The following is a 23,803-nucleotide window of genomic DNA, read 5'->3' on the forward strand; positions in this document are numbered from 1 at the left end:
CGGCGAAGACGCCTGAGCCGGCCAATCAGTCCTTGAGTCGCAGGAGGGCTTGCAGCGTCTCCTCCGGTTCCGAGCGCTGCGTATAGTCGGGGTGGACGTCGGACCATCGTATCCGGCCGTCGCCGTCCACCACGTAGCGGGCCGGCATGGGCAAGGTCCACGACTCGTCACCGTTGAAGCGAGGCAGGTCGATATCGAATTCTCGATAGATCTCCCTGAGATCGGCAGGCAGCTCGAAGACCAACCCCAGCTTCCCGGCGTACCCGCTGCCCTCATCGCTGAGGACATCGAAGGACAAGTCGTGCTTCTTGACCATCTGACGGCTGTACTTGGGCAGCATGGGCGAGACCGCTACCACGGTAGCGCCTTGTTGGCGGAAACGGTCAGCGTATTCTTCCAGAGCTTCCAGCTCCAGATTGCAGTAGGGTCACCACACGCCGCGGTAGACGGACAACACGAGCGGGCCATTGCTGAGGAGATCTTGCGAGCGCACGGTCTGGCCACCCTGATTGGGCAACTGGAAGTCAGGCAGCCGGTCGCCTTGCCCCAAAGCCTTCTCAGCCTGCCCCGAGTCGATCAGGTCCTGGGTGGCCCTTGACATGATTTCCTTTGCACGTTCGGGGGCTTTCTTCTTGAAGGAGGCCTTATATTCATCCAGTTTCGCTTGTAAACTCATGATTTCCTTTCACTCACCGCTTGAAGATGCTGTCATGAGGGCTTGCGTTTCGATGAGGACGGAACAGGAAGCAAGGCAGACGCGGCGGGAGAACGCGATACCCGGGGACTCTGAGGCACCCCGGGCATCGCTCACCGCGGTCACCGGAACCGGCTCTGACAGGCGCTGGTCGGGGGAGCGTGTCAGTGCCGCGGCCCGGTTGCGGATGTCGAAGCAGCTAACTCCCCCTTCGCTTGGCCTTTTCGATGTCGTGCAGCCGCCAGCGATAGAAAAAATAAGAATGCAAGACGTTGACCCCTTCCTGGAGACGCAGGCTGATTTCGGCCGTCTTGCCGGGGTCGGCCTGGTAGGCTGCCCGATCGCGCATCTCCATTTCCCGCTCGCTCAGTTCGCGGATGCGGCGGCTAACGTCGGCGGCATCTTCCAGGACAAGCCCCGCCTCTTCGACCATGGAGCGCAAAACCCGGATCAGCTCCACGTCCATGCCATCCAGACGATTCGTCGCCGGAACGGGAACCAAGAGCTCAAGCTCCAGCAGCCGGTTCACCCAGGACTTTTCAACGCCGGCTTTGCGGGCCGCTTGGGCAACCGTGAAGCTGCCCTCGGCCGCCACCGGCGCCGAGCCCAGCACGGCCCGCTCAAGCGCCACGGCTACGTCGGGTTCCACACCCTCGTTCACCAACTGCAGCACGCGGCGCATGAGCGGAAGCGGCAGGGGTCCCGCCGGTCCTTCCCTTAGCTTTCCGACGGCCTTCGCCAATTGCAGGTGACGCTGATCGTAGACGGCCGCGTTGTGGGCCGTCTTCTTGGCCGGGGGGAGCAACCCTTCGCGCAGATAGTAGTGAATCGTCGAACGAGGAACTCCGCTGCGACGTTCCAGCTCGGCCATCCGCATCTCCTGCATGCGGGAAGTGTAAAGCTACACTCCACACTCTGTCAAGAGAATCAAGCAGAATCGAGCTGATCTACAAATGACAACCGCGGTCCTCAGGGGCAGTCCGGGAATTCCAGCGCCGCGCCGATGTCGTCCCGGGCTGATGAATGCCAGTTAAGAGCCGGTTGAAAGCTGAGTGGCTCTATTCGGCATCGCCTCCAGCCTCGATAACCTGTTCGGAAGTCAGACCGTAGAGCGGACGAGCGGGCACGCCCAGGATGCCCAGATAGACGAAGAATTGACCGCGGTGGTGGATCTCGTGTTCGACCATGGCGCGCAGCCATTTCCAGGTAGTGATGGGAAATCCCGCCGGGGTTTGGCACTTCGATTGAAGTTGCTCAGGGCTAAGGCTGGAGAAGATCTCGACCGACTGAGCGTGCATCTCGTCCAGGTAGGCAACCACCTCCTCATATCCCGATGCGAACTCGGGACCGTGCCCTGAATAGCGGCTGGGTCGGCCTTGCACCGTCTCGCCGTACATCCAGCGCTCGATGTTGGCCAAGTGGCGGATGAGATCTCCAAAACTCCAACGGCTCGGGGCCGGCTTCCACTCGATCTTGTCAGGGGGAACCGATTCGATCACCCGCTTGGTGCGTCCGCGGATCTTCCCGTAGTAATCCAAAAACGGCTCGATGCGGGCAATCTCCATGGCGGGGGATTATAGCGTTTCGAACGCCTGTCCGCACCCTGCCAACCGGCACTTCGCCTGGGCCGCCGTGTGTCCACCTGGTGGATGTCGCCAAGAGGTCGGGAGTCGGCGACATCGGCTTCCTGCAATCGGATGACGGGGGCTCAGGGGGTGGCTGTCAGCGGGCGCCGCGGGCGGTGAAGACGGCGGGGATGGTCCGCAGCATGATGCGCAGGTCGAGCCAGAAGGTCCAGTTATCGATGTACTCCAGATCGAGTTCCATCCACCGGTCGAAGTCGATGTCGTTGCGTCCCGAAACCTGCCACAAGCCCGTCAGCCCCGGCTTGACGGAAAGGCGCCTGCGCTGACGCAAGGTGTAATGGCGGACTTCTTCGGCCAAGGGCGCGCGCGGACCCACCATGCTCATCTCGCCCTTGATGACGTTCCACAACTGGGGCAGCTCGTCGATGGACGACATGCGCAGAAAGCGGCCCAGCGGCGTCACCCTGGGATCGTTGCGCATCTTGAAAACGGGACCGTCCATCTCGTTCAGATGGCGCAGCTCCCAAAGGCGGTCCTCGGCCCCGTCGTACATGGTGCGGAACTTGTAGAGCAGGAAGCGGCGCCCGAAACGTCCGTAACGGACTTGCTTGTAGAGTACGGGTCCTGGACTTGTGAACTTGATCAAAACCGCCACCAGCAGCATCAAGGGCGACCACAGGAAGAGCATGGCTGAGGCCACCATGAAGTCGAGCATGCGCTTGCCCGCCATGGCCATGGTGTGATCGGGGACGGTCGAGAAGGTGATCAAAGGCAGCTTGTCGAGATACTCGAGGGAAACCTGGGCGATGGAGGTGGGAAAAAAGTCAGCTGCCACCCGGGTACGGATGCCCAAGGCCTCGCACAACTGAATCATCTGTTCGAAGGTCTCGGGATCTTTTTTCTGCGAACCCACGAAGATGATCTCGTCAATGACCACCTCGTCGCGCAGCAAATCGGGCAGATCGCCCAAACGACCCAGTACATTGAGGCGCGGCAGCTCCACCGGCTGGCCGCGCTGGGCCAGGTGGCCGACCACGTCGTATCCCCACTTGCGCAGGCCGGAAAGAATGCGCGCCACCTGACGGGCCCGCTTGTCGGTGCCCACGATCAGGATCTTGATCTGGTTGTGCTCGTTGAGCACCCGGCTGCGGAAGACCCAATGGGCCAAGAGCCGGTTCCCCACCATCAGCAGTCCGGTAAAGAAGATGAAAGCCAGCCAGATGGGTCGGCTGACGTCGAGTTGAAAGAAGAAGAGAAATCCGCCGCTCCAGAAAACCAAGGCCGCTGCGAAATGGAAAACGCGCGCATATTGCCGGCTGAGCGGACGGTGGAGCATCTCGGGATAGCGTTGGGTGACCCACAGCAAGAGGACCAGAAAAGGGCTGAATAGCACCCAATAACCGAAGTAGTCTGTCAGCGGCAGCAACTCCCGCATCAACAGGCTCTTCAGTTCAAAAAAGGGAATCCACTCGTAATCGCTGCGCAGGCTGTAAGCAATCCATAGGGCGGGAATTCCGGCCAAGGTGTCGATGGCCAGTAGTATCGCCGTGTAGAGACGCCTCTGATACTCAAACATTCCAGGCCTGATTGTAACTAATATGGCTGAAAAATGCGAATTTTTTCGCGAACTACTTTGCTCACCGGAACGGCTCGCTTCAGACGCGCCCTATTTTGTGCCCTACGGCCTTGGAGTTCAAGCCTGGGTCAAATCGGCGATGCGGGGCAGGCGGGAAAAGAGGAATCCCTCGGCGTAGCGGCAGCCTGATTGGCTGCCCAGATGAGAATGGAAGGAGCGCAGGCGCTGCAGAAAATCGGGTTGGGAGAGATAGGTGGCGGGCTGGCCGGCGTGGCCGCCGAGTTGGGAGCGGTAAGCGCGGATGGCTTCTTCTTTGCGCTCGTAGTAGTCGGAAACATCGACGGCAAAGTGCGGCGCCAGGGGCTGGTTGTAGTTGATCCAGTAAGCGACTTTCTCGGGCCGGTGGCGCTCCTGGCCGGTGGAGAGGGAGGCCAAGCCGGCGTGATGGACGGCCTCTTCCACCAGGCGGGCGGTCTTGCCGTGGTCGGGATGCCCGAATCGGGAGTGGGTGAGCACCAGACCGGGGCGGGCGTCCCGGATGAGACGGATGAGCTTGAGCCGCGAGTCGGCATCGACTGCGATGTCGCCGTCGGGAAGCTCCAGGTTGGCCCGGAAGGTCAAGCCCAGGATGGAGGACGCCTGCTCGGCTTCCCGGTTGCGCTGCTGAGGGGTGCCGCGCGAGGCCAGTTCGCCCCGGGTAAGGTCGGCCACCGCCGTCCGGTAGCCTTGTGAGAGCAGCGACAGCAACGTCCCGCCGCAGTTGATCTCGACGTCGTCCGGATGGGCTCCCACGGCCAGGACGTCAACCTGGGGATGGGTGGCCTGATCAGACTCGCTCATTATCTCCTGCCTTCCATATCCGGTGGCGACGCCGAGTCACTCATTAGACGTAAAACACCTGGTGGCGATGTTGAAAGGGATCGACGGACTCGATCAGGCGCGGCACCAGCGTGGGGCCTTCCAGAGCCAGGTACTGGTTGAAGTTGATGATCCGTTCCTGCAGCTTGCCGTTGGGCAGGAGCTGCGAATAGAGATAGTCGAGATGGCGCCCTAAGGCCTCGTTGCGCTTCTCGTGATTCTTGACGAAGCGGTCGCGCACCCGCTCGATCTGGTGCCCGATCTTGGCGGCCGCTCCCTTGAGCATGTCGGCTACGGGAGGATCTTCGCTGCGGATGGACTGATCGAGCCGCTGCAGGTGTTCCTCGAACTGGTTTTCCAGAGCCTGGAACTCTTCCAGTACCTGCTTCGACTCGCCCCGCTCCACGATGCGGCGGGTGGTTTCCAGACGCGTTTCCTGAAGGATGTCCTTGAAGCCGATTTCGTGTTTGTCGAAGAAACGCTGAGCTTTGCGGTCGACGATGGTGAGTCCGGCTCTGGGGAAGACCTCCATCTTCAAATCCCAAAAACCTGCGATGGCCTCGATCTGGCTGAAGTAGGCCACTTCGGCCGGCCCGCCTACGTAGGTCACGGTGGGAAAGAGATGATCCTGAATGATGGGACGCAACAGCACGTTGGCTCCCAGGTTGCGGCATCCTTCCCGCAAGGCCTTTTCCAGGTCTCCGTTGAGCTGCCGGTGCAGCTTGGTCTGGTAGGCCCCGTCCTGGTAGCGAAGCTTGTAGCGCTGAGGACCGTCCCTCCAGAAAAGCAGGGTCTCGTCGGCGGCGCAATGGACCTGGCCCTGGTATCCGGCTTCCTCCAGTTCCTGCGAGCGCTGCTGCAAGGCCTCGACGATTTGCGCGCGCTTCTCGACGACCGTTTGGAAGGCGGAAGACACCCACTCCTGGTAGCCTTCCGCCAAGGCGTCGAAGAGCACTAAACCCTGCTCGGAGAAAAGATCAGCCAGCCAGCGCGAGTAAGCGGTGCCGAAATCGCATCCGCTACAGTAGTGCTGCTGCAGACTGTCGATGACTTCGCTGGCGAACTGTCCGGGAATCTCCCGCTCGCGCAATATCCGGATGCACGCTTCAATGCCGCTCAGCGAGGTGGGGCCGACCATCTGCTCGGCGGGAACCTGGTGGCCGCCCAGCTCGACCTGGAAAAGTTCTCCGTTGCGGTCGAACCAGTGGGTGCGGCGCACTTCTTCCAGATCGGAGTCGTTGGAGGGCAGCCAGAAAACCGGGACCGCGGCGATACCCTCCTGCTCCAGCAGGGAAGCCAGGCGGATGGCGGTGGCGGCCTTGTGAAAGGTGTAAGAGGGGCCGCCGAAGAGTCCCAATTGCTGTCCGGTAAGTATGGCCACCGTATCGGGCGAACGCAGCCGCTCGATGTTGTCGAGGGTCTGTTGGGAAGCCCCGGCCCGGCGGTTGATCTCCAAGAGCAGGTCGGCCATCCGCCGCCGCGGATAGGAGCGTTGGCCCTCGCGCACGGATTGGGCGCGGGCTTTCAACTTGTCGAGAGTGAGATGGGAGTCGCCGTAGAAGCGGCTGACTTTATCGAAATCGTAGAGGAAGTCTGAGAAAAGAGGGTTGATGCCGGGCAAGCGGCGGTAGTCGTAGGACTCGCTTTTCATGGGTTGGGCCTGCTGGGATTGAGGAGATCGACAGGGCGCGGTGGCTGCACACATGGCATTTTCCTTCGACCGGCGTCCCGCCTAGGGAGCGCTCGCTATGCTAAACCGCTTCCAACAGCTTCGCCACCAGGCGCGATTGGTTCAAAGCGGAATCGATTTCTTGTCTTTCGGACTCGCTCAGGGGCAGCAGAGGTAAACGGCAGTAGCCTCCTTCCCAGCCCAGGCGGTCCATGGCGTACTTGACCCCCGCCACGCCGAAGCGGCTGGTGAGGGCGTCGGCGATGATGAAGAGTTCTTCTTGCAGGGGGGCGAGGTCTTCTTCCTGTCGGTAGGCCTCCAGCATCAGCGCGGGAAGTTCGGGAAGCGCGCAGGCCACCGCCAGGATGGCGGCCCGGATGCCCAGGCTCAGCGCCGGTCCGAAGATCTGGGCGCTGCCCAGGAGCACCTGTAAATCGGCCTCCGCAGTCTGTCGCAGGACCTTCTGCAGATAGCTGAAGTCACCCGCACTGTCTTTCATGCCCGCGATGCGCGGATGTCGCGAAAGCCGTCCCACCAGCGGGGGCGACAGCGCCAGGCCCGAGTACTGAGGGACGTTGTAGAGGAGAACAGGGGCAAAGGCTTCCTCAGCCACCGCCGTGAAATAGCCCTCCAGCGCTTGATCGCTCATGCGGTTCCTGTAATAGGAGGGAACGCTGACCAGGAAAGAGTCGACGGGCAGTTCCTGCAGCGTCTGCATGAACTGGAGGGACTGTTTGAGGGCCGGAAAAGAGAGTCCCACGATGATGCGGCGGTCACGGGGCAAGACGTCGCAGGCGATGCGCACGGCCCGCAGACGCTCGGAGGAATCGAGATGAGCCGCCTCTCCGTTCGATCCCAGCATGAGGACGCCGCTGACAGGCTTTTCGATGTAGCGCTGCAGGTTGCTTTCAAGGGCCCGCCAATCGACTTCTCCGTCTTGCCGGAAAGGCGTGGTGACGGGGGGTATGATCCCGCGGTAGGGCGTGCGCCGGAATTGAGAGGGATCTGGCTGCATATCGTCTTGTTCCGCGCGTCAGGACCGGGCCGTTTCCGCGCCACGGGCCTTTTCGTCTCCCTATGAAGACGAAGGCAGGGGCGGCAAAGATTCCTTTTTTGTCCCGCCGGGGCCCGGGGGGAGGCTCCCCCCGGGGTTGTGCATCATGAACGGTGGCCGCCCGGCCTAGAAACCCGACGATTTTCCGGGCTTGCCCTCTGCAACGGTTCCGACTGTGATCTTGTCCTTGAGGGTTTCGAACTTCTTCTCGCCGATGCCCGGCACGTTCATCAAGTCCTCAGGACGCTTGAAAGGCCCATTCTTTTCACGGTGCTGAATGATGCGCTCCGCCAGGGCCGGGCCGATTCCCGGCAGACTCTGAAGTTCGAGCGCCTCGGCCTTGTTGACGTCGACCTTTTCCTTCTGGGCCTGGGCCTGGCCTGGAAAGGCCGAAACCAAAAGCGCCGCGATAAAGAGAAGGCAAGCCATTCGATGCCAGTCTGTTCGCATGAGTTACTTTCCTTTCTTGACTGTGTCGACAGACTTCCACTCTCCATAACGCGCCCGCCGCTGTTTGAGCGGCGAAAAAAGGACAAAAAGTCACCTGCAGGCCCAAAAAAGTGGCCTCGGAAGGGGCAAAAGCAGTTGCCTCGCGCGGTGGGGTGGCTGTTACAATGGCGTCCTGCAAAGCTCGGCGCCCATACAAGTCAAAGGAAGGCGGTGCCGGGGTTGCAGCAGAGATGCTCATGCAAGTGTCCCAAACCAACCGGCCGTCTCCATACCCTCCTGAGTGATCCCATGGACTCCACCGCTGACGTCTTGAAGACCAATCTTTTGCAGGACCTGTGCCGCAAAGTTGAAGAGCGAGTCACCGATAATCCGCATCGGGTAGCTCTCTTTGTGCGCCGTTTCTATGGTCCGGTGGCCCCTGACGACCTTAGGGCCATGGGAGAGGACAATCTGCTGGGCGCGGCGCTGGCCCTGTGGAACCAGATGCAGGTACGCCAAGCCGGCCGGCCCAAGATTCGAGCCTACAATCCGACCCTTGAAGAGGACGGGTGGAAGTCGCGCCACACCGTCATCGAAGTGATCAACGACGACATGCCCTTTCTGGTCGACTCGGTGACCAACGAGATCTCGCGCCGCAATCTCAACATCCATGTCGTCATCCATCCCGTTTTCGGGGTCGAGCGGGACTCCGAGGGTCAACTGCAGGAAGTGCACGAGGAGGCCGGCGAGGGGGTAGCGGGCGAATCGCTGATGCACATCGAAGTCGATCAGGTGCTGGAAGGCGAGGACCTGGACGCCTTGGTCAGCGATCTGGAACGCGTTCTGACGGATGTTCGGGCGGCGGTGGAAGACTGGCACGAGATGCGGCGCAAGCTGCGCGAGATCGTAGAGGGGTTGGATCCCGACAAGCTGCCGGTACCCAAGGAAGAAGTGGAGGAAGTGCGCGAGTTTCTGCTCTGGGTGGACGACAACTTCTTCACTTACCTGGGATATCGTGAATACCGCCTGGAGCGGCGCAAAGGCGACTACTACGTGGTGCCGGACGAGGAAACCGGGCTGGGGATCTTGTCCACCATGCTTCCCGAGGCCGAGGAACGGGCCCGCACGCCGCTTTCGCCCACGGTGGTGGAGTACGCCAAACGCAAGAATCTTCTGCTGGTGACCAAGGCCTACAGCAAGTCCACCGTCCACCGCCGGGTCCACATGGACTACATCGGCATCAAACGCTTCGACGACAATGGAGAGGTGGTCGGTGAGCGGCGCTTTCTGGGATTGTTCACGTCTTACGCCTATAACCAGAGCGTGCGCCGCATCCCCTTGCTGCGGGAAAAGGCGCGGCGGACGGTAGAGCGGGCCGGACTCTCGCCCACCGGCCACGACGGCAAGGCCCTGGTCCACATCCTGGAGACCTTTCCCCGCGACGAGCTCTTCCAGATCTCGGAGGATCAGCTTTACGAAACGGCAATGGGCATCCTGCAACTGCAGGAGCGCCAGCGTCTGGCGCTGTTCGTGCGCAAGGACGACTTCGAGAAGTTCGTCTCCTGTCAGGTCTACGTGCCTCGGGAGCGTTACGATACCACCCTGCGCAAGAAGATCCAGGAAGTGCTGGAGGGGGCCTTTTCCGGGGAAATCGACGCCACCCATTCTCACCTGGACGATTCGGCCCTGGCCCGTTGGCACTTCGTCATCCGCACCAAGGCTGGCGACATTCCCGACTATGACGCCAAGCAGATCGAAAGCCACCTGACCGAGATTTCCCGCACTTGGGGCGACCGCCTGCGCGAAATTCTGGTGCGCAACCAGGGCGAAACGACCGGCCTGCGTCTTTTGAAGCGTTATGAGAACGCGTTTTCCACCTCCTACAGGGAGACCTTCGGCCCCGATGCGGCCCTTAGAGACATCGAGTGCATCGAGGAGGTAGTGGAAGATACGGGCCTCGAACTCAACCTCTACCGGCCGGTCGAGCTGCCCGAAAACGAGGTCAAGTTCAAGATCATTCACCGCGGCGACATTCCCCTCAGCCGCATTTTGCCCATTCTTGAAAACATGGGAGTCAACGTCAACACCGAGATTCCCTATGAGGTGAGGCTGCCCGATGAAGAGTCGCCGGTTTGGATTCGCGACTTCGGCCTGGAGTCAGGCGACGGCAGCCCCATCGACCTGCGGGCGGTGCGCGATCACTTTCAAGAGACGTTCGCCTGCGTTTGGAGAGGCGATGCCGAGAGCGACCTGCTCAACCGCCTCGTCATCCGGGCGGGGCTGACGGTCCGCGAAGTGACGATCCTGAGAGCCTATACCAAGTTCCTGTTGCAGGCGGGCGTCACTTTCTCGCAGGAGTACATGAGCGACATCCTCTTCCACAATCCTGAACTGACCCGGCTGCTGGTGCAGTACTTCGAGGCCAACTTCGATCCCAGTCCGGAGGGGGAGCGCAAGGCGCGGGTGGAAGAGCTGAGAAAGCAGATCAGCACATCCCTCAAGGGGGTGGCCAGCCTGGACGAAGACCGCATCTTCACGCGCTACAGGAATCTCATCAACTGCACCTTGCGCACCAATTATTTCCAGACCGAAAGCGAGTGCGCCAAGCCCTATTTTTCCTTCAAGCTCAACTCGGCCGAGGTGCTGGACCTCCCCGACCCCCGACCCCGCTACGAGATCTTCGTTTACTCGCCGCGCTTCGAAGGGGTCCACCTGCGGGGCGGCAAAGTAGCCCGCGGCGGCTTGCGCTGGTCGGACCGGCGTGAAGACTTCCGCAGCGAGATCCTGGGGCTGCTCAAGGCACAGATGGTGAAGAACGCCGTCATCGTCCCGGTGGGAGCCAAGGGCGGTTTCATCCTCAAGCGCAGCGTCGCCCGCGAAGAGCGCCAGGAAGAAGGCAAGGCCTGTTACCGGCTCTTCATACGCGGACTGCTGGACTTGACCGACAACCGCAAAGGCAACGACATCGTTCCTCCCCCTGATGTCGTGCGCTACGACGACGACGACCCCTACCTGGTGGTGGCCGCCGACAAAGGAACGGCCACCTTCTCGGACCTGGCCAACGAAATCTCCGCCGAGTACGGCTTCTGGATGGGCGACGCCTTCGCCTCGGGAGGCTCGGCCGGCTACGACCACAAGAAGATGGGCATCACCGCCAAGGGCGCCTTCGTATCGGTGGCCCGCCACTTCCGCGAGCTGGGACACAACATCCAGGAAGAAGACTTCAGCGTAGTGGGCGTGGGCGACATGTCGGGAGACGTTTTCGGAAACGGCATGCTGCTCTCTCGTCACATCAAGCTCATCGGCGCCTTCAACCACCTGCACATTTTCTTCGATCCCGACCCCGATCCCGAGGCCAGCTTTCAGGAACGCGAGAGGCTCTTCAACCTGCCCGCCTCGAATTGGACCGACTACCAGGAGGACCTGATCTCGGAGGGCGGCGGAGTGTTCAAGCGCGACATCCGCTCCATCGACGTCACCCCGCCCATGCGCGACTTGCTGGGAATCGAGGGCGACCAGGTCAGTCCCAACGACCTCATCCAGGCCATGCTGAGAGCCCAGGTCGACCTGCTCTGGTTCGGCGGAATCGGCACCTTCGTCAAGAGCAGCCAGGAACGTCATTTCGAGGCCGACGACAAGACCAACGACTACCTGCGGGTGGACGCCAACGAGTTGCGCTGCAGGGTCATCGGCGAAGGCGCCAACCTGGGAGTCACCCAGCGCGGACGCATCGAGTACGCCCGCCAAGGCGGACGCATCAACACCGACGCCATCGACAATTCGGGCGGCGTGGACGTCTCAGACCACGAGGTCAACATCAAGCTCACGCTGGGAGAGGTGGTGGCCGAGGGAGACTTGACCATCAAGCAGCGCGACAAGCTCTTGGGCAAGATGACGGACGAAGTCGCCGAACTGGTGCTGCGCGACAACTACCTGCAAACCCAGTCCATTTCCATGACCGAGGAACTGGCGCTGCTGCGTCTCAGCCGCCACCGCCAGCTCATCACTTTCCTGGAAAAGCACAGCGGCCTCGACCGCGACCTGGAGCATCTGCCCAACGAGAAAGAGATGACCCGCCGGGAAAGCGAAGGCCAGGGCCTGACCCGCCCCGAAATCGCCGTCCTGCTGGCTTATTCCAAGATCTACCTCTACCAGCAGTTGCTTCATTCCGACTTGCCCGACGATCCGCAGTTGTCGGAAGATCTTGAGCTTTACTTTCCCAAGCCGCTGCGCAAGAAATACCGCACGGCCATTCAGCGCCACCGGCTGCGCCGAGAGATCATCGCCACCTATGCCACCAACAGCATGGTCAACCGGGTAGGGCCTTCCTTCGTGGCCCACATGGTTCTGTCGACAGGTATGGCCTCGAACGAAATCGCCCGCGCCTACATCATCACCCGCGAAGTCTTCGACCTGCGCAAGGTGTGGGAGAGCATCGAGGCCCTGGACCACCAGATTCCGGCCCAGGTGCAGTTGCGCTTGCTCATCGACATCGGCGAACTGGTGGAGCGCTGCACCCGCTGGCTGCTCCACCACCGTCCTCACCCCCTGGACATCGAGCAGAACATCGGACTTTTCGACAAGGGCGTGGGCAAGCTGGCGCGGTCCCTGCAGGACGTGCTGCCGCGCCGTGACCTGAGGGACTTCGCCAAGCGTCAACGCAAGTATCAGGACAAAGGTTTGGAGGAGGATCTGGCCAGGAGGCTGGCCGCGGTTGACAACATGGAATCGGCCTTCGACGTGGTCCAACTCAGCCGCCGCCACGGAGTGGACGTGGTGGAAGCGGCACAGATCTACTTCTTGCTGGGCAACCGCTTCCGTCTGCCCTGGCTGCGCGAGAAAACCGCCGCCATCCAGGGCGCCACACACTGGGAAAAGACGGCAACCGCCGCCCTGGTGGACAAGCTCTACGAGCATCAGTCCGATCTTGCCGACTGCGTGCTGCGCAGAGAGGACCGAGACCTGGAGGCCTGGCTGGAATCGCGCCACGGCATGCTCAACCGGGCCGACGACATCCTCACCGACATGAGGTCCACCGGCAGCGTCGACCTCAACATGCTCACCGTAGCCAGCCACCAACTGCGCCTGCTCAGCTCGGGCTAACCAGCGGACTGCGGTCCTCACTCGCAGCGCAGGGCCCGGACGGGGTCCAAGGAGGCGGCGCGCAGGGCTGGGAGGAGACAGGCCAAAGCCGCGACCAGCAGGAGCAGGAGCGTGCCCGCGCCGATGGACCAGGGGTCGGCGGGGGAAACCTCATAGAGGTGGGAGGAGAGGAGACGCCCCAGCAGCAGGGAGCCGGCCGCCCCCACGACCAGTCCCAGCAAGGTCATGGAAATGCCTTGGCGCAAGATGAGCGTCAATACGCCTTTACGCTGCGAGCCCAGGGCCATGCGCAAGCCGATCTCACGGGTTCGCTGTCCCACCAGAAACGAGAGGACGCCGTAGATTCCCAGCGAGGCCAGGGCCAGGGCGGCCAAGGCAAAGGCCGAAATCAGCGAGGCGGCAAAACGGTTCTCGGCCAGGGAGCGGTCCATGACTCCCTGCATGGTGGACAGGTTGTAGATGGGCTGGCTGGGGTCCATCTCGTCGATGAGAGCGCGAATCGGACCCGTCAACCGGGCGGGATCGCCGCTGGCGAGCAGGACCACGTTCATGCCTTCGGTGGGACGCTGGGCCAAGGGCAGGTAAACCTGGGGACGGTCGTCGCGCTCCAGGCTGTAGAGGCGGGCATGGCGCACCACTCCCACCACGCGGGCGGGACTCTCGTCGCCCAGGGTTTGCCCCAGGGGATCTTGGCCGGGCCAGAAAAGCTGGGCCAGACTCTCGTCGATCACCACCACCGTGGCGGACTCGGCGTCGTCCTGCCAGGTGAACCCGCGTCCCCGCAGCAGTTCGATGCCCATGGTCCTGAAATAGCCCGGGGTAGCCCGCATGATGTCGATCAGCACGCGCTCCTGGGGACGGTCGGTGGGCGCCACCGAGGTCTGATTGGTGCTTCCCCTGAGCGGCAGCGAGTCGGCCGCCCCCGTGGCTTTCACCTGAGGCAGCCCGGCCAGACGGTCCTGCAGCCGGCGCAGGAAGTCGGGCTCGGGCTGCGGACGCTCGAGGCTGAAGGTGAGGATTCCGCCGGCGCGGAATCCGCCGTCGGCGCTGGAGAGAGCCTGAAAGCTGCGCAGCAGCAGGCTGGCTCCGGCCAGCAGCATGACGGCCAGGGCCACTTCGGCCGTCACCAGCAGCGAACGCAGGCGCGAAGGTGCCCAGGAACTGCCGCGTCCGCCCTGGCTGAGCGCCTCTCCCAGTTGCGCCGGGCGCCATTGAGGAAGAGCCGAGAGTCCGCAGAGGAGACCGGTTACGAGGCCCAGCGCGAGGCCGAAAAGCCATACCGAAGCGTCCACGGAAATGCTCTGGCGCAGGGGCAGGCCGGCAGGCGCCATCCACTTGAGCAAGGGCACCCCCGCCAGCGACAGAAGCAGGCCCGCAAGACTCCCCACCACGCCCAGGGTCAGACCCTCGGCAAGAACCTGGGAAAAGAGGCGCCAGCGCCCCGCGCCCAGCGCCTGGCGGACAGCGAACTCGCGCTGCTTGCGCTGGGCTTTGGCCAGCAGCAGGGTGGCGATGTTGGCGGTGGCGATGAGCAGCACGAAGCCCACGGCCGCCAACAGCATCCACAGCGACTCGCGCACTCCCGACACCAGGTCGCCATGCAGCGGGACTGCCTTGTAAGTGAATCCCTGGCCGCCGAAATAGGTCTCGTCCGCCTGACGTCCCAGCGCCTCGAGGTCCTTACGGGCCTGCGGCAGAGAGACGCCGTCCTTGATGCGTCCCAGCACCGCCATATTGTGGTTGCCGCGAGGTACCTGGCTGAGATCGGTCTGGTGAGTGACCCACAGATCGGCTCCAGCGGGAGAGCCCAGAGAGGAATGCACCAGGAAGCGGAAATCGGGCGGCAGGACTCCGATGACGGTGTAGGGCTCGCCGTCGATCTCCAGCCGGCGTCCTAAGACCTCCCCGCCCCCGTAACGGCTCTGCCACAGGTGGTGCTGCAAGACCACCAGCGGCTCGGCGCCGGGAAGGTCCTCTCCAGGAACGAAGGTGCGTCCGATGTGGGCTTGCACGCCCAGCAAGGTGAAAAGGTTGTCGGAGGTGACACCGGCTGTCACCCGCCGCGGTTGCTCTCCATCGCCGGTCAGCCGTACGCCGCCCGTACGCAGCGCGGCGAAGCCTTCGAAGAGCGAGGTTCCATTTCGCAGATCGTCGAGCTCGGCCGGCATGACCCAAGCCCGGGGGACGCCGATCCAGTCCAACCCGTCCCACACGAAAACCAACTGCTCGGGGATCCGATAGGGCAGCGGACGAAGCAGCACCGAATTCACCACGCTGAAGACCGAGGCGTTGGCGGCGATTCCCAGCGCCAGCGTCAGCAATATGGCGGACGAGAATCCAGGATAGCGTCCGATGTTGCGCAGAGCCAGGCGGATATCGGCAAGAAACGAACTGAGCATGATTCCTCCGGACAGCGGACGCCCCCGGCGAGAGGCTTGTCGTTGGCGGCGGCCGATCTGAATTCGGCGCTTGAGGCAGGGCCACAGGGAGCGCAGTGCCTGGGAACGGTACCAGCGGCGGGCCGCCGCCTCGCCCCTGCTCTGCCGCACCTGCTCGAACTCGTCCTCCAGGTCGGCCATCAGAAAGTCGCGGTCCTGCGTGCAGCAGGACGCCCGCAGCAGTCTGCGCCACGACCGCGGTGGAGGCATCAGCTCCCCTCCCCCGGCGATCCCTGGGGCGAGGGCGCCAGGTCGACGCCCCGCATCATGCGCACCAGCATCTCGGTGGAATGTTGCAGTGCGGCGCGTCCCGGCGGGGTCAGATCGAAGTACTTGCGGGAGCGTCCGCCTTGCACCGGCAGCGGTTCGGACACCCGATGGCTGACCATTCCCTTCTCTTCAAGCCGTCCCAAGGTGGCGTAAACGGCCCCGATGGAAACCGGCCGACCCGTGCGCTCTTCGATCTCCTGGCGGATAGAAACCCCGTAGGCCTCATCCCCCAGCCGAGCCAGAGCCAACATGATGTACATTTCGAACTCGGCCAGATGCCGCCCTTTCGACATGCAGGGTATCTTATACAAAAAGATAGATAGAAGGCAAGCCCGCATCCTGCGGAGAGGGCTGCCGGTGCGAAGGAACTATTGGCGAATCTCCACAAGCCGCTGATGCGTCTCAGCTTGGGTGTGGTGTAAACTGTTCTTTCGGCCACACTGGAAAGGATTGGAATGACGTCCCGCCGGCTTTTCGGGCGGTTGGCCCTGTTTTCAGCGCTGCTGATGATAGCCTTTGCCGCCGCCAGCTTCATCTCATCGGCTCAGGCCGCCGACCGCAGTCCGGTCGGCTACACCGAGGCGATTTCTCACCCGGTGCAGGGATCGGTGACTCTGCCCGGCTCGGTGGTTTCGCGCACCGTCAGCACCGTGGCTTCTGAAGTGGGCGGACTGGTGGTGGAGATGCCGGTGCGTGAGGGCGACCGGGTCAAGCAAGGCGATGTGCTGATCGCCCTGCGCCAACGCAGTCTGCGCCTGCAGTTGGCGGCTTCCCAAGCCACTCTGAAGGAGGAAGAAGCTCACCGCCGCTTCGCCGAGCTGAACTACCAGCGCATGCAGGGATTGTTCGAGGACGCCGTCATCAGCAGGCAGGAGCTGGACGACGCCAAGTACCAACTGGACGCCCGGGTAGGACGCGTGGAGCGCCTGCACGCCGAGATCGAGCGGCTGATGGACGACCTGGAGCGTACGGTCACCCGCGCACCCTTCGACGGCATCGTGATCGAGAAACACGCCGAGTTGGGGGAATGGGTGTCGGAGGGCGGCGACATCGTGCAACTGCTTTCGATGGACACCCTGGAAGTGCAGGTGGACGTCCCCGAGCGCTACTACGGCCACTTGCAGCGCCGCGCCAGGGCGGAAGTGCGGCTGGAAACATCTCCCGACGTCCGCTTGCAGGCTCCCATCGCCGTGGTCATTCCCCGCGCCCATCCCCAGGCCCGCACCTTCCCCATCCGGCTGCGCTTGCCCGCCAACGAGCGGCGTCTGGCGGTGGGAATGGTGGTGCAGGTGACCCTGCCTCTGGGCGACAGCCAGCAAGCCGTGATGGTGCCCAAGGACGCCGTCCTCACCGACGCTTCCGACCCGCGCATATTCATCCTTACCGAGGACGACCGGGTGCGTCCGGTCAGCGTCGAAATGGGACGCGGCAAGGGGCAGTGGATCGAGGTGCGGGGCCAGATCGTCCCCGGCGACCGGGTGGTGACCCGCGGCAACGAACGGCTTCGTCCGGGCCAGGAGGTCGAACCGTCCCTGCGCGAGTATCCCCTTCCCTGAGACCTTTTCCGCCGCCTCGGCAAGGTGATGGAGCGAGCATGAAGATTATTGAAGAGTCGATTCGCTACCCGGTAACCACGGCGGTAGGCGTCATCCTGCTGCTGTTGTTCGGAGGGATCGCGCTGGTGCTGATTCCGGTCCAGCTGACCCCCGAGGTGCAGCGTCCCACCATCAGCGTGGAGACCCGCTGGCCTGGCGCCAGTCCGCTGGAGATCGAGCGCGAGATCATTCAGGAGCAGGAGGACCAGCTCAAGAGCCTGGAGGGGTTGCTCAAGATGGAGAGTTCCTCCAACGACTCGCAGGGTTCGATCACGCTGACCTTCCCCACCGGGACCGACATGGACAGCGCCTTGCTGCGCGTCTCCAACCGCTTGCAGCAGGTACCCGAGTACCCGCCCGACGCCCTGCGTCCGGTCATTTCCAGCGTTGGCGCCAACGACAACGCCATCGCCTGGTTCATGATCGTCCCCAAGCAGGAAAACGGCTTTGAGGGCGACATCGCCACCCTCTTCAATTTCGTCGACGACTACATCAAGCCCGAGATCGAGCGGGTGCCGGGCATCGCCGGTTCCAACATCTTCGGCGGACGCGAGCGCGAGATGCAGGTGCTGGTCGATCCGGCCAAGCTGGCGGCCCGCCGCATCACTCTCAACGAACTGGGCGCGGCGCTGGAGCGCGAGAACAACAACTACTCGGGAGGCGACTTCGACGAGGGCAAGCGCCGCTACGTGGTGCGCACCATCGGAGAGTACGAGAGACCCGGGGAAATCGACGACATCGTCATCGCGGTACGCGACGGGGTGCCCGTCTACGTGCGCGACGTGGGCTACGCCGAGTTGGGCTACCGCAAGGCTTCGGCCAAGGTCTTCATGCTCGACCAGCAGGCCATCGCCGTCAACGCCATCCGCGATCAGGGCTCCAACATCCTGGAAGTGATGGACCGCCTCAAGGCCGCCGTAGAGAACCTCAACCTCAACGTGCTGGCCCCGCGCGGACTGGTCATGATCCAGAGCTACGACGAGACCCAGTACGTCAACAGCGCCATCGACCTGGTCCAGCAGAGCCTCATGATCGGAGGCGTCCTGGCCATCATCATGCTGCTGCTCTACCTGCGCAGCGCCACTAGTACCCTGGTCATCGCCGTGGCCATCCCCATCTCGCTGGTGGGAGTCTTTCTCATGATGTTCCTCTTCGGACGCACCCTCAACGTCATCAGCCTGGCGGGAATGGCTTTCGCGGTGGGAATGGTGGTCGACAATTCCATCGTGGTGCTGGAGAACATCTACCGCCACCGCCAGATGGGCAAGAGCCGCTTCCAGGCCGCCTACGAAGGCGGACGCGAGGTGTGGGGAGCGGTGCTGGCCTCGACCCTGACCACCGTGGCCGTCTTCGTTCCCGTGGTCTTTATCGAGGACGAAGCGGGACAGCTCTTCGGCGACATCGCGGTGGCCATCTCCTGCGCCGTGGCCCTCAGCCTGATCGTCTCCATCACCGTTATCCCTTCCCTCTCGGCCAAGATCCTGGGCGGCGCCGGCAAGCGCGGCAAGAAAGCCTGGAGGTTCGGGCTGCAGCGCTTCGGCATCGCTTTCGCCGACGGCATCAGCGCCGCCGTAGGATGGATCAACCGCTCCATCGTGAGACGGGTGGCGGTGATTCTGCTCTTGACCGTCACCTCGCTGGGACTCAGTTGGTGGCTCATGCCCAAGACCGAGTACCTGCCGGTGGGCAACAACAACTTCCTCTTCGGAGTGGTGCTGCCGCCTCCCGGCTACAACGTCGAAGAGACCTCCTCCCTGCGCTCTTATTTCGAGGAGGAGCTGGGATTTTTGCTGGAGAGACCGGAGAGCCCCGAGGAGGTGGCGCGACTTCCCGGCGGCGGACTCGAGGGTTTCTTCTACGTGGCCACCACCAACCGCGTCTTCCTGGGCGCACGGGCCCGCGACCCTCAGCGGGTGCGCGAGTTGCTGCCGCTTTTTCAGAATGCCTCGAGCGGTATTCCCGGAACCATCGTGGTCATCAATCAGCGCAGCCTCTTCTCGCGGGGATTCGACGAGGGACGCAACATCGACATCGAGATCACCGGACCCGACCTGGTGCGCCTCATCGAACTGGGGGGCGAAGTCTTCGGCAAGATCCGCCAGTTGATGCCGGAAGCTCAAGGACGCCCCATTCCCAGCCTCGACTTGGGCAATCCCGAGGTACGGGTCATCACCGACCGCAAGCGCGCCGCTGAAGTCGGCATCAGCAACCGCGAGCTGGGCTTCGCCGTGTCGGCGCTGGTGGACGGCGCCAAGGCCAGCGAGTACCAGTACGAGGGACGGGAGATCGACCTGCGCGTCCGCGCCCAGCGCAACGGCGCCCACCGCACCCACCTGCTGGAGCAGATGCCCATCGCCACGCCCCGCGGCGAGCTGGTGACGCTCTCTTCGGTGGCTGAAGTGATTCAGGAAAACGGACCCGTGTCCATCAATCACCGCGAACGCCAGCGGGCCATCACCATCCGCGTCACCCCCGAAGAGCAGCGTCCGCTGGAAGAGGCCATGGACCTGATCCAGGACGAGATCATCGCTCCCATGCGCGAGCAGGGCCGGCTCAGCGGCCTCTACAGCGCCAGCCTGACCGGAACCGCCGACAAACTGGCCGAAACGGCTTCCACCCTGCAGTGGAACTTCCTGCTGGCGCTGGTCATCACCTACCTGCTCATGGCGGCCCTTTTCGAGAGCTTCCTCTATCCTTTCGTGATTATGTTCTCGGTGCCGCTGGCGGCCCTGGGAGGGTTTCTGGGCCTGGCCGCCGTCAACGCCTTCATCGAGTATCAGGCGCTGGACGTGCTCACCATGCTGGGCTTCATCATCCTGGTGGGGACGGTGGTCAACAACGCCATCCTCATCGTCCACCAGTCGCTCAACCACATGCGCGAAGAGGCCATGGAGCAGCAGAAGGCCATCGTCACCAGCGTGCGCAGCCGCATCCGCCCCATCTTCATGAGCGTCTCTACAAGCGTCTTCGGAATGCTGCCGCTGGTGCTCTACCCCGGCTCCGGCTCCGAACTCTACCGCGGGCTGGGCAGCGTAGTGGTGGGCGGACTCATCTTCTCCACCGTCTTCACCCTCTTCCTGGTCCCCGCCCTGCTCAGCCTGACCCTGCAAATCCGCAACACCCTGGCCCGCGCCGTCCCCCTGCTCTCCCCCGAGCAAGCCGATGAGTCCGCCGCCTAAGGTAAACATCAAGTGCTCAAGAAACTATGATGGATACTGGCTTGGCTGAGAACTCGACAGCTTCTGAAAGCGTGGAATAACGCGACAGGATAGCTCAAAACTTCTAACGCACTGTACTCGCCTTCATCGTCCAACTCCAGCACGCAAGTCCACGGCTCGTGCCGCAAAGGCGGAAAAACAGAAGGTCTTTTCGAGTGCGCGGGCGGCGTGTTAGACTTTTCGCATAATGAAACGATTAGTCGTCCTCACAGGGCTGTTGGCGCTTTGCGCCGGTTCGTTGTTGGCGCAGAAAATCCGTCGGGATTGGAATCGGGATCTCGATTTTCAGCAGTTCGAGACCTACGTCTGGATGGAGGACATCAAGCTCCCCGCTTCGCCCCAGCGCGATCCCCAGGAGATCGACCGCCTGATCCGGTCGGCGATCGAAAGGGAGCTGCAGCATCATGGCCTGCGTAAGGCCGATTCGCCCGATCAAGCCGACCTGAAATTGAAATACTTCGCGTTCGCCCGCGCCCAGATGGAGACGCAGGAAGTCGACAACAAGGCGGGCACGGGTCCCAACCGCCTTCCCTACGGCCATTGGCGACCCTTCGGCTCCACACGCATCGATTCGCAGTTGCGCCGTCAGGGCACTTTGATCGTCGACATCGTCGATCCTTCCAACAACCAGATGGTTTGGAGAGGCACCGTGGAAGGGAGCTTCAAGGACGGCGACGAACTCGACAAGAAGGTGCCCAAACACGTGAAGAAACTCTTCAAGGGCTTCCCCCGCAAGAATTGAGGGCAGCGTGGTAGACTTCCAGCGATGGCCAACGTCTACCTGACTCGGCGGGCCGTTTTCGCAGCGTCTCACCGGCTCCACAGCTCACAGCTTTCACAGGAAGAGAACCGCCGGCTCTTCGGCAAATGCAACCATCCCAACGGACATGGGCACAACTACGTCATCGAGGTCACCGTCAAGGGCGCAGTCGATCCCGACACCGGAATCGTCTTCAATCTGACCGACCTCAAGGCGGCCATTGAGAAGGCCGTCATGGAGCCCATGGACCACCGCAACCTCAACCAGGACCTCCCCGAGTTCGCCGACCTCAACCCCACCGCCGAGAACATCGCCCTGGTGTGCTGGAACCGTTTGCAGGATCTCCTCCCCCCAGGACTTCTGCACGAAGTGCTGATCCGCGAGACCGAAAACAACTTCGCCGTCTACCGGGGCGAGTGACCTCCATTTTCCCGGCGCAGGGCAGGTTTCCGGTGTCCTGAATCACTTTTCTTGCATTTTTTTGCACTTTTTTTCCACAGGCCCCTAAAGAGTTTTCCACAGAACCCGATATGGGAGATGTCAACAACATCACCTCCCTTTCCACAGAGTCGAGGGCGGTGGCGACAACAGTGCCCAGTCGCCCCGCCCTTGCCCTCCCCTCAAGACTTCGAACTTCGCATATCGCACTTACCCTCTACAATGGGTGGCCGTGAGCAGCGACCCTCAGAAGCAGAGCCTTTCAAAGCCGGGAAGCCCCCTGCGCTGGGCCAGGGGGCGGCTGCTGGTGATTGCTTGCAGCGCATTAGTGCTGGCGGTTTCCGCAATCCTCTCGCGCTTCCCCTCCCAGGTCGAGCAGTACTATTGCGACGGAATGGGAGCCGCCTTGTCGCGAAGTCTGGGCCTGCTGACAGCCATTACCGACCAAAGCCTGGCCGAATGGATGGTGGCGGGAGTCCTGATGTGGCTGGCAGCCATGGGGGCCCTGGGCTGGCGCAGGCTCAGGCAGCGGCGACAAACATGGCGGCGGACGTTGCTTTCGGGCCTTCTTCACCTGGGTGCTCTCAGCGCAGCAGCGGCGGCCCTTTTTTACTTCTTGTGGGGACTCAACTACTCGCGTCCTCCCCTCATAGAACGCATGGGATGGCAGCAGTGGGACCGCGTTCCCCCATCGGATGAGGCCTGGCATGAACTGGAGCGAGTGGGGACGCGATTGGTGGAGCTTTCCAATCAGGCCTACCGCCGGGCCCACGGCGGCGTGGAGTGGAGGCCCAATTGGTCTCACCTGGGCCGCCAGGAAATCGACGCCCAGCTCGAGGAAGCCTACAGCCGCTTGGCCGCCAAGTTAGACCTGCCGCGTCGATGGAGCCTCCCTCACGGTCCCGCCAAACCCCTGAGGGCCTCTCTGCTCACCAGCTACCTGGGGATTTCGGGCATCTACTTTCCCTGGACCGGCGAGGCCAACTTCAACCACATGGTTCCCCAATATCAACTGCCCCACATCATCGCCCACGAAAAGGCCCATCAACGCGGCATCGCGGGAGAGGACGAGGCCAACTTCTTCGGTTTCCTGGCCTGTCTGGAGTCCCGCCACCCCTATGTGCGCTATTCGGGACTGGTCTTCGCCCAGCGCCAGCTCATCAACGAGATCTACCGCCGCAATCCCCACCTGGCCCGCCGCCTGGTCTCCCAGCGCCTGCCCGCGGTGCGCAGGGACATCGAAGAGGCGGGGCGTTTCTGGAGACAATTCGAGGGACCGGCCAGCAAGGTCGGAGAGGCCGTCAACGATTCTTATCTGCGCCTGCACGGCGTGCGCGAGGGAATCGCCTCCTATTCGCTCTCGACCCGCCTGATCCTGGTCTACCTCCGCCAGAACGGCGGACGGCTTTAGGAAAGAAGACTCATGCCCGACTCCCAAAACCGGATTCATGGCGGCCGCGGTCAAGAACGGACGGCCTGTTATCCGCTGCAAGGAGAGCAGGCGACAACTCGTTTCGTTACCATGGCCGGGAGTGCGGCTGCACAGGGAAAAGTCTGGATTCCAAGGAGAAGGTCATGAGCGAAGCGTTTTTCGAGGCGATACAGAAGGGTGATGCCGAAAGGGTGAGGGAGATGGTGAAGGCCGACGCCTCGCTGGCTTCCGCCCGCAACGAGCAGGGGATCTCAGCGCCGCTCTTCGCGCTCTACAACCAGCAGTTCGAAGTGGCCGATGCCATCGCCTCCGCCCGCGACGATTTAGATGTCTTCGAAGCCGCCGCCATGGGCGAGACGGGACGCGTCAAGGACCTGGTGGACGAATTGCCCCAAAGGGCTGTAGAACCCGCTTCCGACGGTTTCTACCCCCTCCACCTGGCCTGTTTTTTCGGCCGCGCGGAAACCGTCGAGCTGCTGCTGGCGAGAGATGTAGACGCCAACGCCGCCACTGCAAATCAGATCCGTCCCCTCCACTCGGCCATGGCCAACGGCGACGCCGCCAGCCGGAGGCGCATCGCAAGAATGCTGCTCAAAGCGGGAGCCGATCCCAACGCCCAGCAGCAGGGAGGCTTCACGGCCCTCCATTCAGCCGCCCTTCACGGCGACAAGGACATGGCGGAA

At 62.6% G+C, this 23,803-nt stretch carries 17 protein-coding genes and 1 pseudogene; 7 read left to right on the forward strand and 11 right to left on the reverse strand.

Going from position 1 to position 23,803, the window contains the following annotated elements; translation table 11 throughout:
- Window positions 1–25: 25 nt before the first annotated feature.
- The 9 genes and pseudogenes from VLU25_16100 to VLU25_16140 all read right to left on the reverse strand — a co-directional run bounded on the left by VLU25_16100 (window position 26) and on the right by VLU25_16140 (window position 7,803).
- Window positions 26–415, reverse strand: a complete 390-nt coding sequence (locus VLU25_16100; GenBank protein ID HSR69459.1) for a peroxiredoxin-like family protein — start codon at window positions 413–415, stop codon at window positions 26–28.
- 12 nt (window positions 416–427) lie between these two features.
- Window positions 428–676: a hypothetical protein gene (locus VLU25_16105; protein ID HSR69460.1), complete on the reverse strand. Its 249-nt coding sequence runs from the start codon at window positions 674–676 to the stop codon at window positions 428–430.
- Between the two features lie 217 nt (window positions 677–893).
- The gene (locus VLU25_16110; GenBank protein HSR69461.1) at window positions 894–1,565 is read right to left on the reverse strand and encodes a MerR family transcriptional regulator; all 672 of its coding nucleotides are present in this window, start codon (window positions 1,563–1,565) and stop codon (window positions 894–896) included.
- Between the two features lie 187 nt (window positions 1,566–1,752).
- A complete protein-coding gene (locus VLU25_16115; protein ID HSR69462.1) occupies window positions 1,753–2,259 on the reverse strand; it encodes a DinB family protein in 507 nt (168 codons plus the stop codon).
- 157 nt (window positions 2,260–2,416) lie between these two features.
- The gene (locus VLU25_16120; protein ID HSR69463.1) at window positions 2,417–3,856 is read right to left on the reverse strand and encodes a sugar transferase; all 1,440 of its coding nucleotides are present in this window, start codon (window positions 3,854–3,856) and stop codon (window positions 2,417–2,419) included.
- A gap of 117 nt (window positions 3,857–3,973) precedes the next feature.
- On the reverse strand, window positions 3,974–4,696 hold the full coding sequence (bshB1, locus tag VLU25_16125) for a bacillithiol biosynthesis deacetylase BshB1 (GenBank protein HSR69464.1): 723 nt from the start codon (window positions 4,694–4,696) through the stop codon (window positions 3,974–3,976).
- Window positions 4,697–4,739: 43 nt separating this feature from the next.
- The gene (gene bshC / locus VLU25_16130; protein ID HSR69465.1) at window positions 4,740–6,365 is read right to left on the reverse strand and encodes a bacillithiol biosynthesis cysteine-adding enzyme BshC; all 1,626 of its coding nucleotides are present in this window, start codon (window positions 6,363–6,365) and stop codon (window positions 4,740–4,742) included.
- A 100-nt stretch (window positions 6,366–6,465) separates the two neighbouring features.
- Entirely contained in the window at window positions 6,466–7,398 is a 933-nt protein-coding gene (locus VLU25_16135) for a dihydrodipicolinate synthase family protein (GenBank protein HSR69466.1), read from the reverse strand.
- A gap of 165 nt (window positions 7,399–7,563) precedes the next feature.
- Window positions 7,564–7,803, reverse strand: a pseudogene (locus tag VLU25_16140) (helix-hairpin-helix domain-containing protein).
- A gap of 372 nt (window positions 7,804–8,175) precedes the next feature.
- Between VLU25_16140 and VLU25_16145 the strand changes: the two are divergent.
- Entirely contained in the window at window positions 8,176–12,969 is a 4,794-nt protein-coding gene (locus tag VLU25_16145) for an NAD-glutamate dehydrogenase (GenBank protein ID HSR69467.1), read from the forward strand.
- 17 nt (window positions 12,970–12,986) lie between these two features.
- On the opposite strand, the gene VLU25_16150 is transcribed toward VLU25_16145, so the two are convergent.
- Window positions 12,987–15,617 carry an ADOP family duplicated permease gene (locus VLU25_16150; protein HSR69468.1) on the reverse strand — a complete coding sequence of 877 codons (2,631 nt, stop codon included), beginning with the start codon at window positions 15,615–15,617 and terminating at the stop codon, window positions 12,987–12,989.
- Window positions 15,617–15,970 (reverse strand): PadR family transcriptional regulator, encoded by a 354-nt coding sequence (locus tag VLU25_16155; protein ID HSR69469.1) that lies wholly within the window; start codon window positions 15,968–15,970, stop codon window positions 15,617–15,619. Before VLU25_16155 ends, VLU25_16150 begins: the two co-directional genes overlap by 1 nt.
- Before the next feature lie 162 nt (window positions 15,971–16,132).
- On the opposite strand from VLU25_16155, the gene VLU25_16160 reads away from it, so the two are divergent.
- The 6 genes from VLU25_16160 to VLU25_16185 form a co-directional block, all read left to right on the forward strand.
- The gene (locus tag VLU25_16160; GenBank protein HSR69470.1) at window positions 16,133–17,233 is read left to right on the forward strand and encodes an efflux RND transporter periplasmic adaptor subunit; all 1,101 of its coding nucleotides are present in this window, start codon (window positions 16,133–16,135) and stop codon (window positions 17,231–17,233) included.
- A gap of 38 nt (window positions 17,234–17,271) precedes the next feature.
- Complete coding sequence (locus VLU25_16165; protein ID HSR69471.1) at window positions 17,272–20,451, forward strand: efflux RND transporter permease subunit; 3,180 nt, start codon at window positions 17,272–17,274, stop codon at window positions 20,449–20,451.
- Between the two features lie 226 nt (window positions 20,452–20,677).
- Window positions 20,678–21,232 carry a DUF4136 domain-containing protein gene (locus VLU25_16170; GenBank protein HSR69472.1) on the forward strand — a complete coding sequence of 185 codons (555 nt, stop codon included), beginning with the start codon at window positions 20,678–20,680 and terminating at the stop codon, window positions 21,230–21,232.
- Between the two features lie 24 nt (window positions 21,233–21,256).
- Window positions 21,257–21,670: a 6-pyruvoyl tetrahydrobiopterin synthase family protein gene (locus VLU25_16175; protein ID HSR69473.1), complete on the forward strand. Its 414-nt coding sequence runs from the start codon at window positions 21,257–21,259 to the stop codon at window positions 21,668–21,670.
- A 250-nt stretch (window positions 21,671–21,920) separates the two neighbouring features.
- On the forward strand, window positions 21,921–23,099 hold the full coding sequence (locus tag VLU25_16180) for a DUF3810 domain-containing protein (GenBank protein ID HSR69474.1): 1,179 nt from the start codon (window positions 21,921–21,923) through the stop codon (window positions 23,097–23,099).
- A 164-nt stretch (window positions 23,100–23,263) separates the two neighbouring features.
- Window positions 23,264–23,803: ankyrin repeat domain-containing protein (locus tag VLU25_16185; protein ID HSR69475.1), on the forward strand; the 540-nt coding region annotated here is incomplete at its 3' end.

The sequence above is a fragment of the Acidobacteriota bacterium genome, assembly GCA_035471785.1.
GTDB lineage: Bacteria > Acidobacteriota > UBA6911 > RPQK01 > DATIPO01 > JANQFM01.

Bases quoted from the DNA above. Each gene is read 5' to 3' on its own strand.
- VLU25_16160 (HSR69470.1), top strand. From the start codon at position 16,133: ATGACGTCCCGCCGGCTTTTCGGGCGGTTGGCCCTGTTTTCAGCGCTG.
- VLU25_16175 (HSR69473.1), top strand. From the start codon at position 21,257: ATGGCCAACGTCTACCTGACTCGGCGGGCCGTTTTCGCAGCGTCTCAC.
- VLU25_16145 (HSR69467.1), top strand. From the start codon at position 8,176: ATGGACTCCACCGCTGACGTCTTGAAGACCAATCTTTTGCAGGACCTG.
- bshB1 (HSR69464.1), bottom strand. From the start codon at position 4,696: ATGAGCGAGTCTGATCAGGCCACCCATCCCCAGGTTGACGTCCTGGCC.
- VLU25_16135 (HSR69466.1), bottom strand. From the start codon at position 7,398: ATGCAGCCAGATCCCTCTCAATTCCGGCGCACGCCCTACCGCGGGATC.
- VLU25_16150 (HSR69468.1), bottom strand. From the start codon at position 15,617: ATGCCTCCACCGCGGTCGTGGCGCAGACTGCTGCGGGCGTCCTGCTGC.
- VLU25_16110 (HSR69461.1), bottom strand. From the start codon at position 1,565: ATGGCCGAGCTGGAACGTCGCAGCGGAGTTCCTCGTTCGACGATTCAC.
- VLU25_16115 (HSR69462.1), bottom strand. From the start codon at position 2,259: ATGGAGATTGCCCGCATCGAGCCGTTTTTGGATTACTACGGGAAGATC.
- VLU25_16105 (HSR69460.1), bottom strand. From the start codon at position 676: ATGAGTTTACAAGCGAAACTGGATGAATATAAGGCCTCCTTCAAGAAG.
- VLU25_16155 (HSR69469.1), bottom strand. From the start codon at position 15,970: ATGTCGAAAGGGCGGCATCTGGCCGAGTTCGAAATGTACATCATGTTG.
- VLU25_16170 (HSR69472.1), top strand. From the start codon at position 20,678: ATGAAACGATTAGTCGTCCTCACAGGGCTGTTGGCGCTTTGCGCCGGT.
- VLU25_16120 (HSR69463.1), bottom strand. From the start codon at position 3,856: ATGTTTGAGTATCAGAGGCGTCTCTACACGGCGATACTACTGGCCATC.
- bshC (HSR69465.1), bottom strand. From the start codon at position 6,365: ATGAAAAGCGAGTCCTACGACTACCGCCGCTTGCCCGGCATCAACCCT.
- VLU25_16165 (HSR69471.1), top strand. From the start codon at position 17,272: ATGAAGATTATTGAAGAGTCGATTCGCTACCCGGTAACCACGGCGGTA.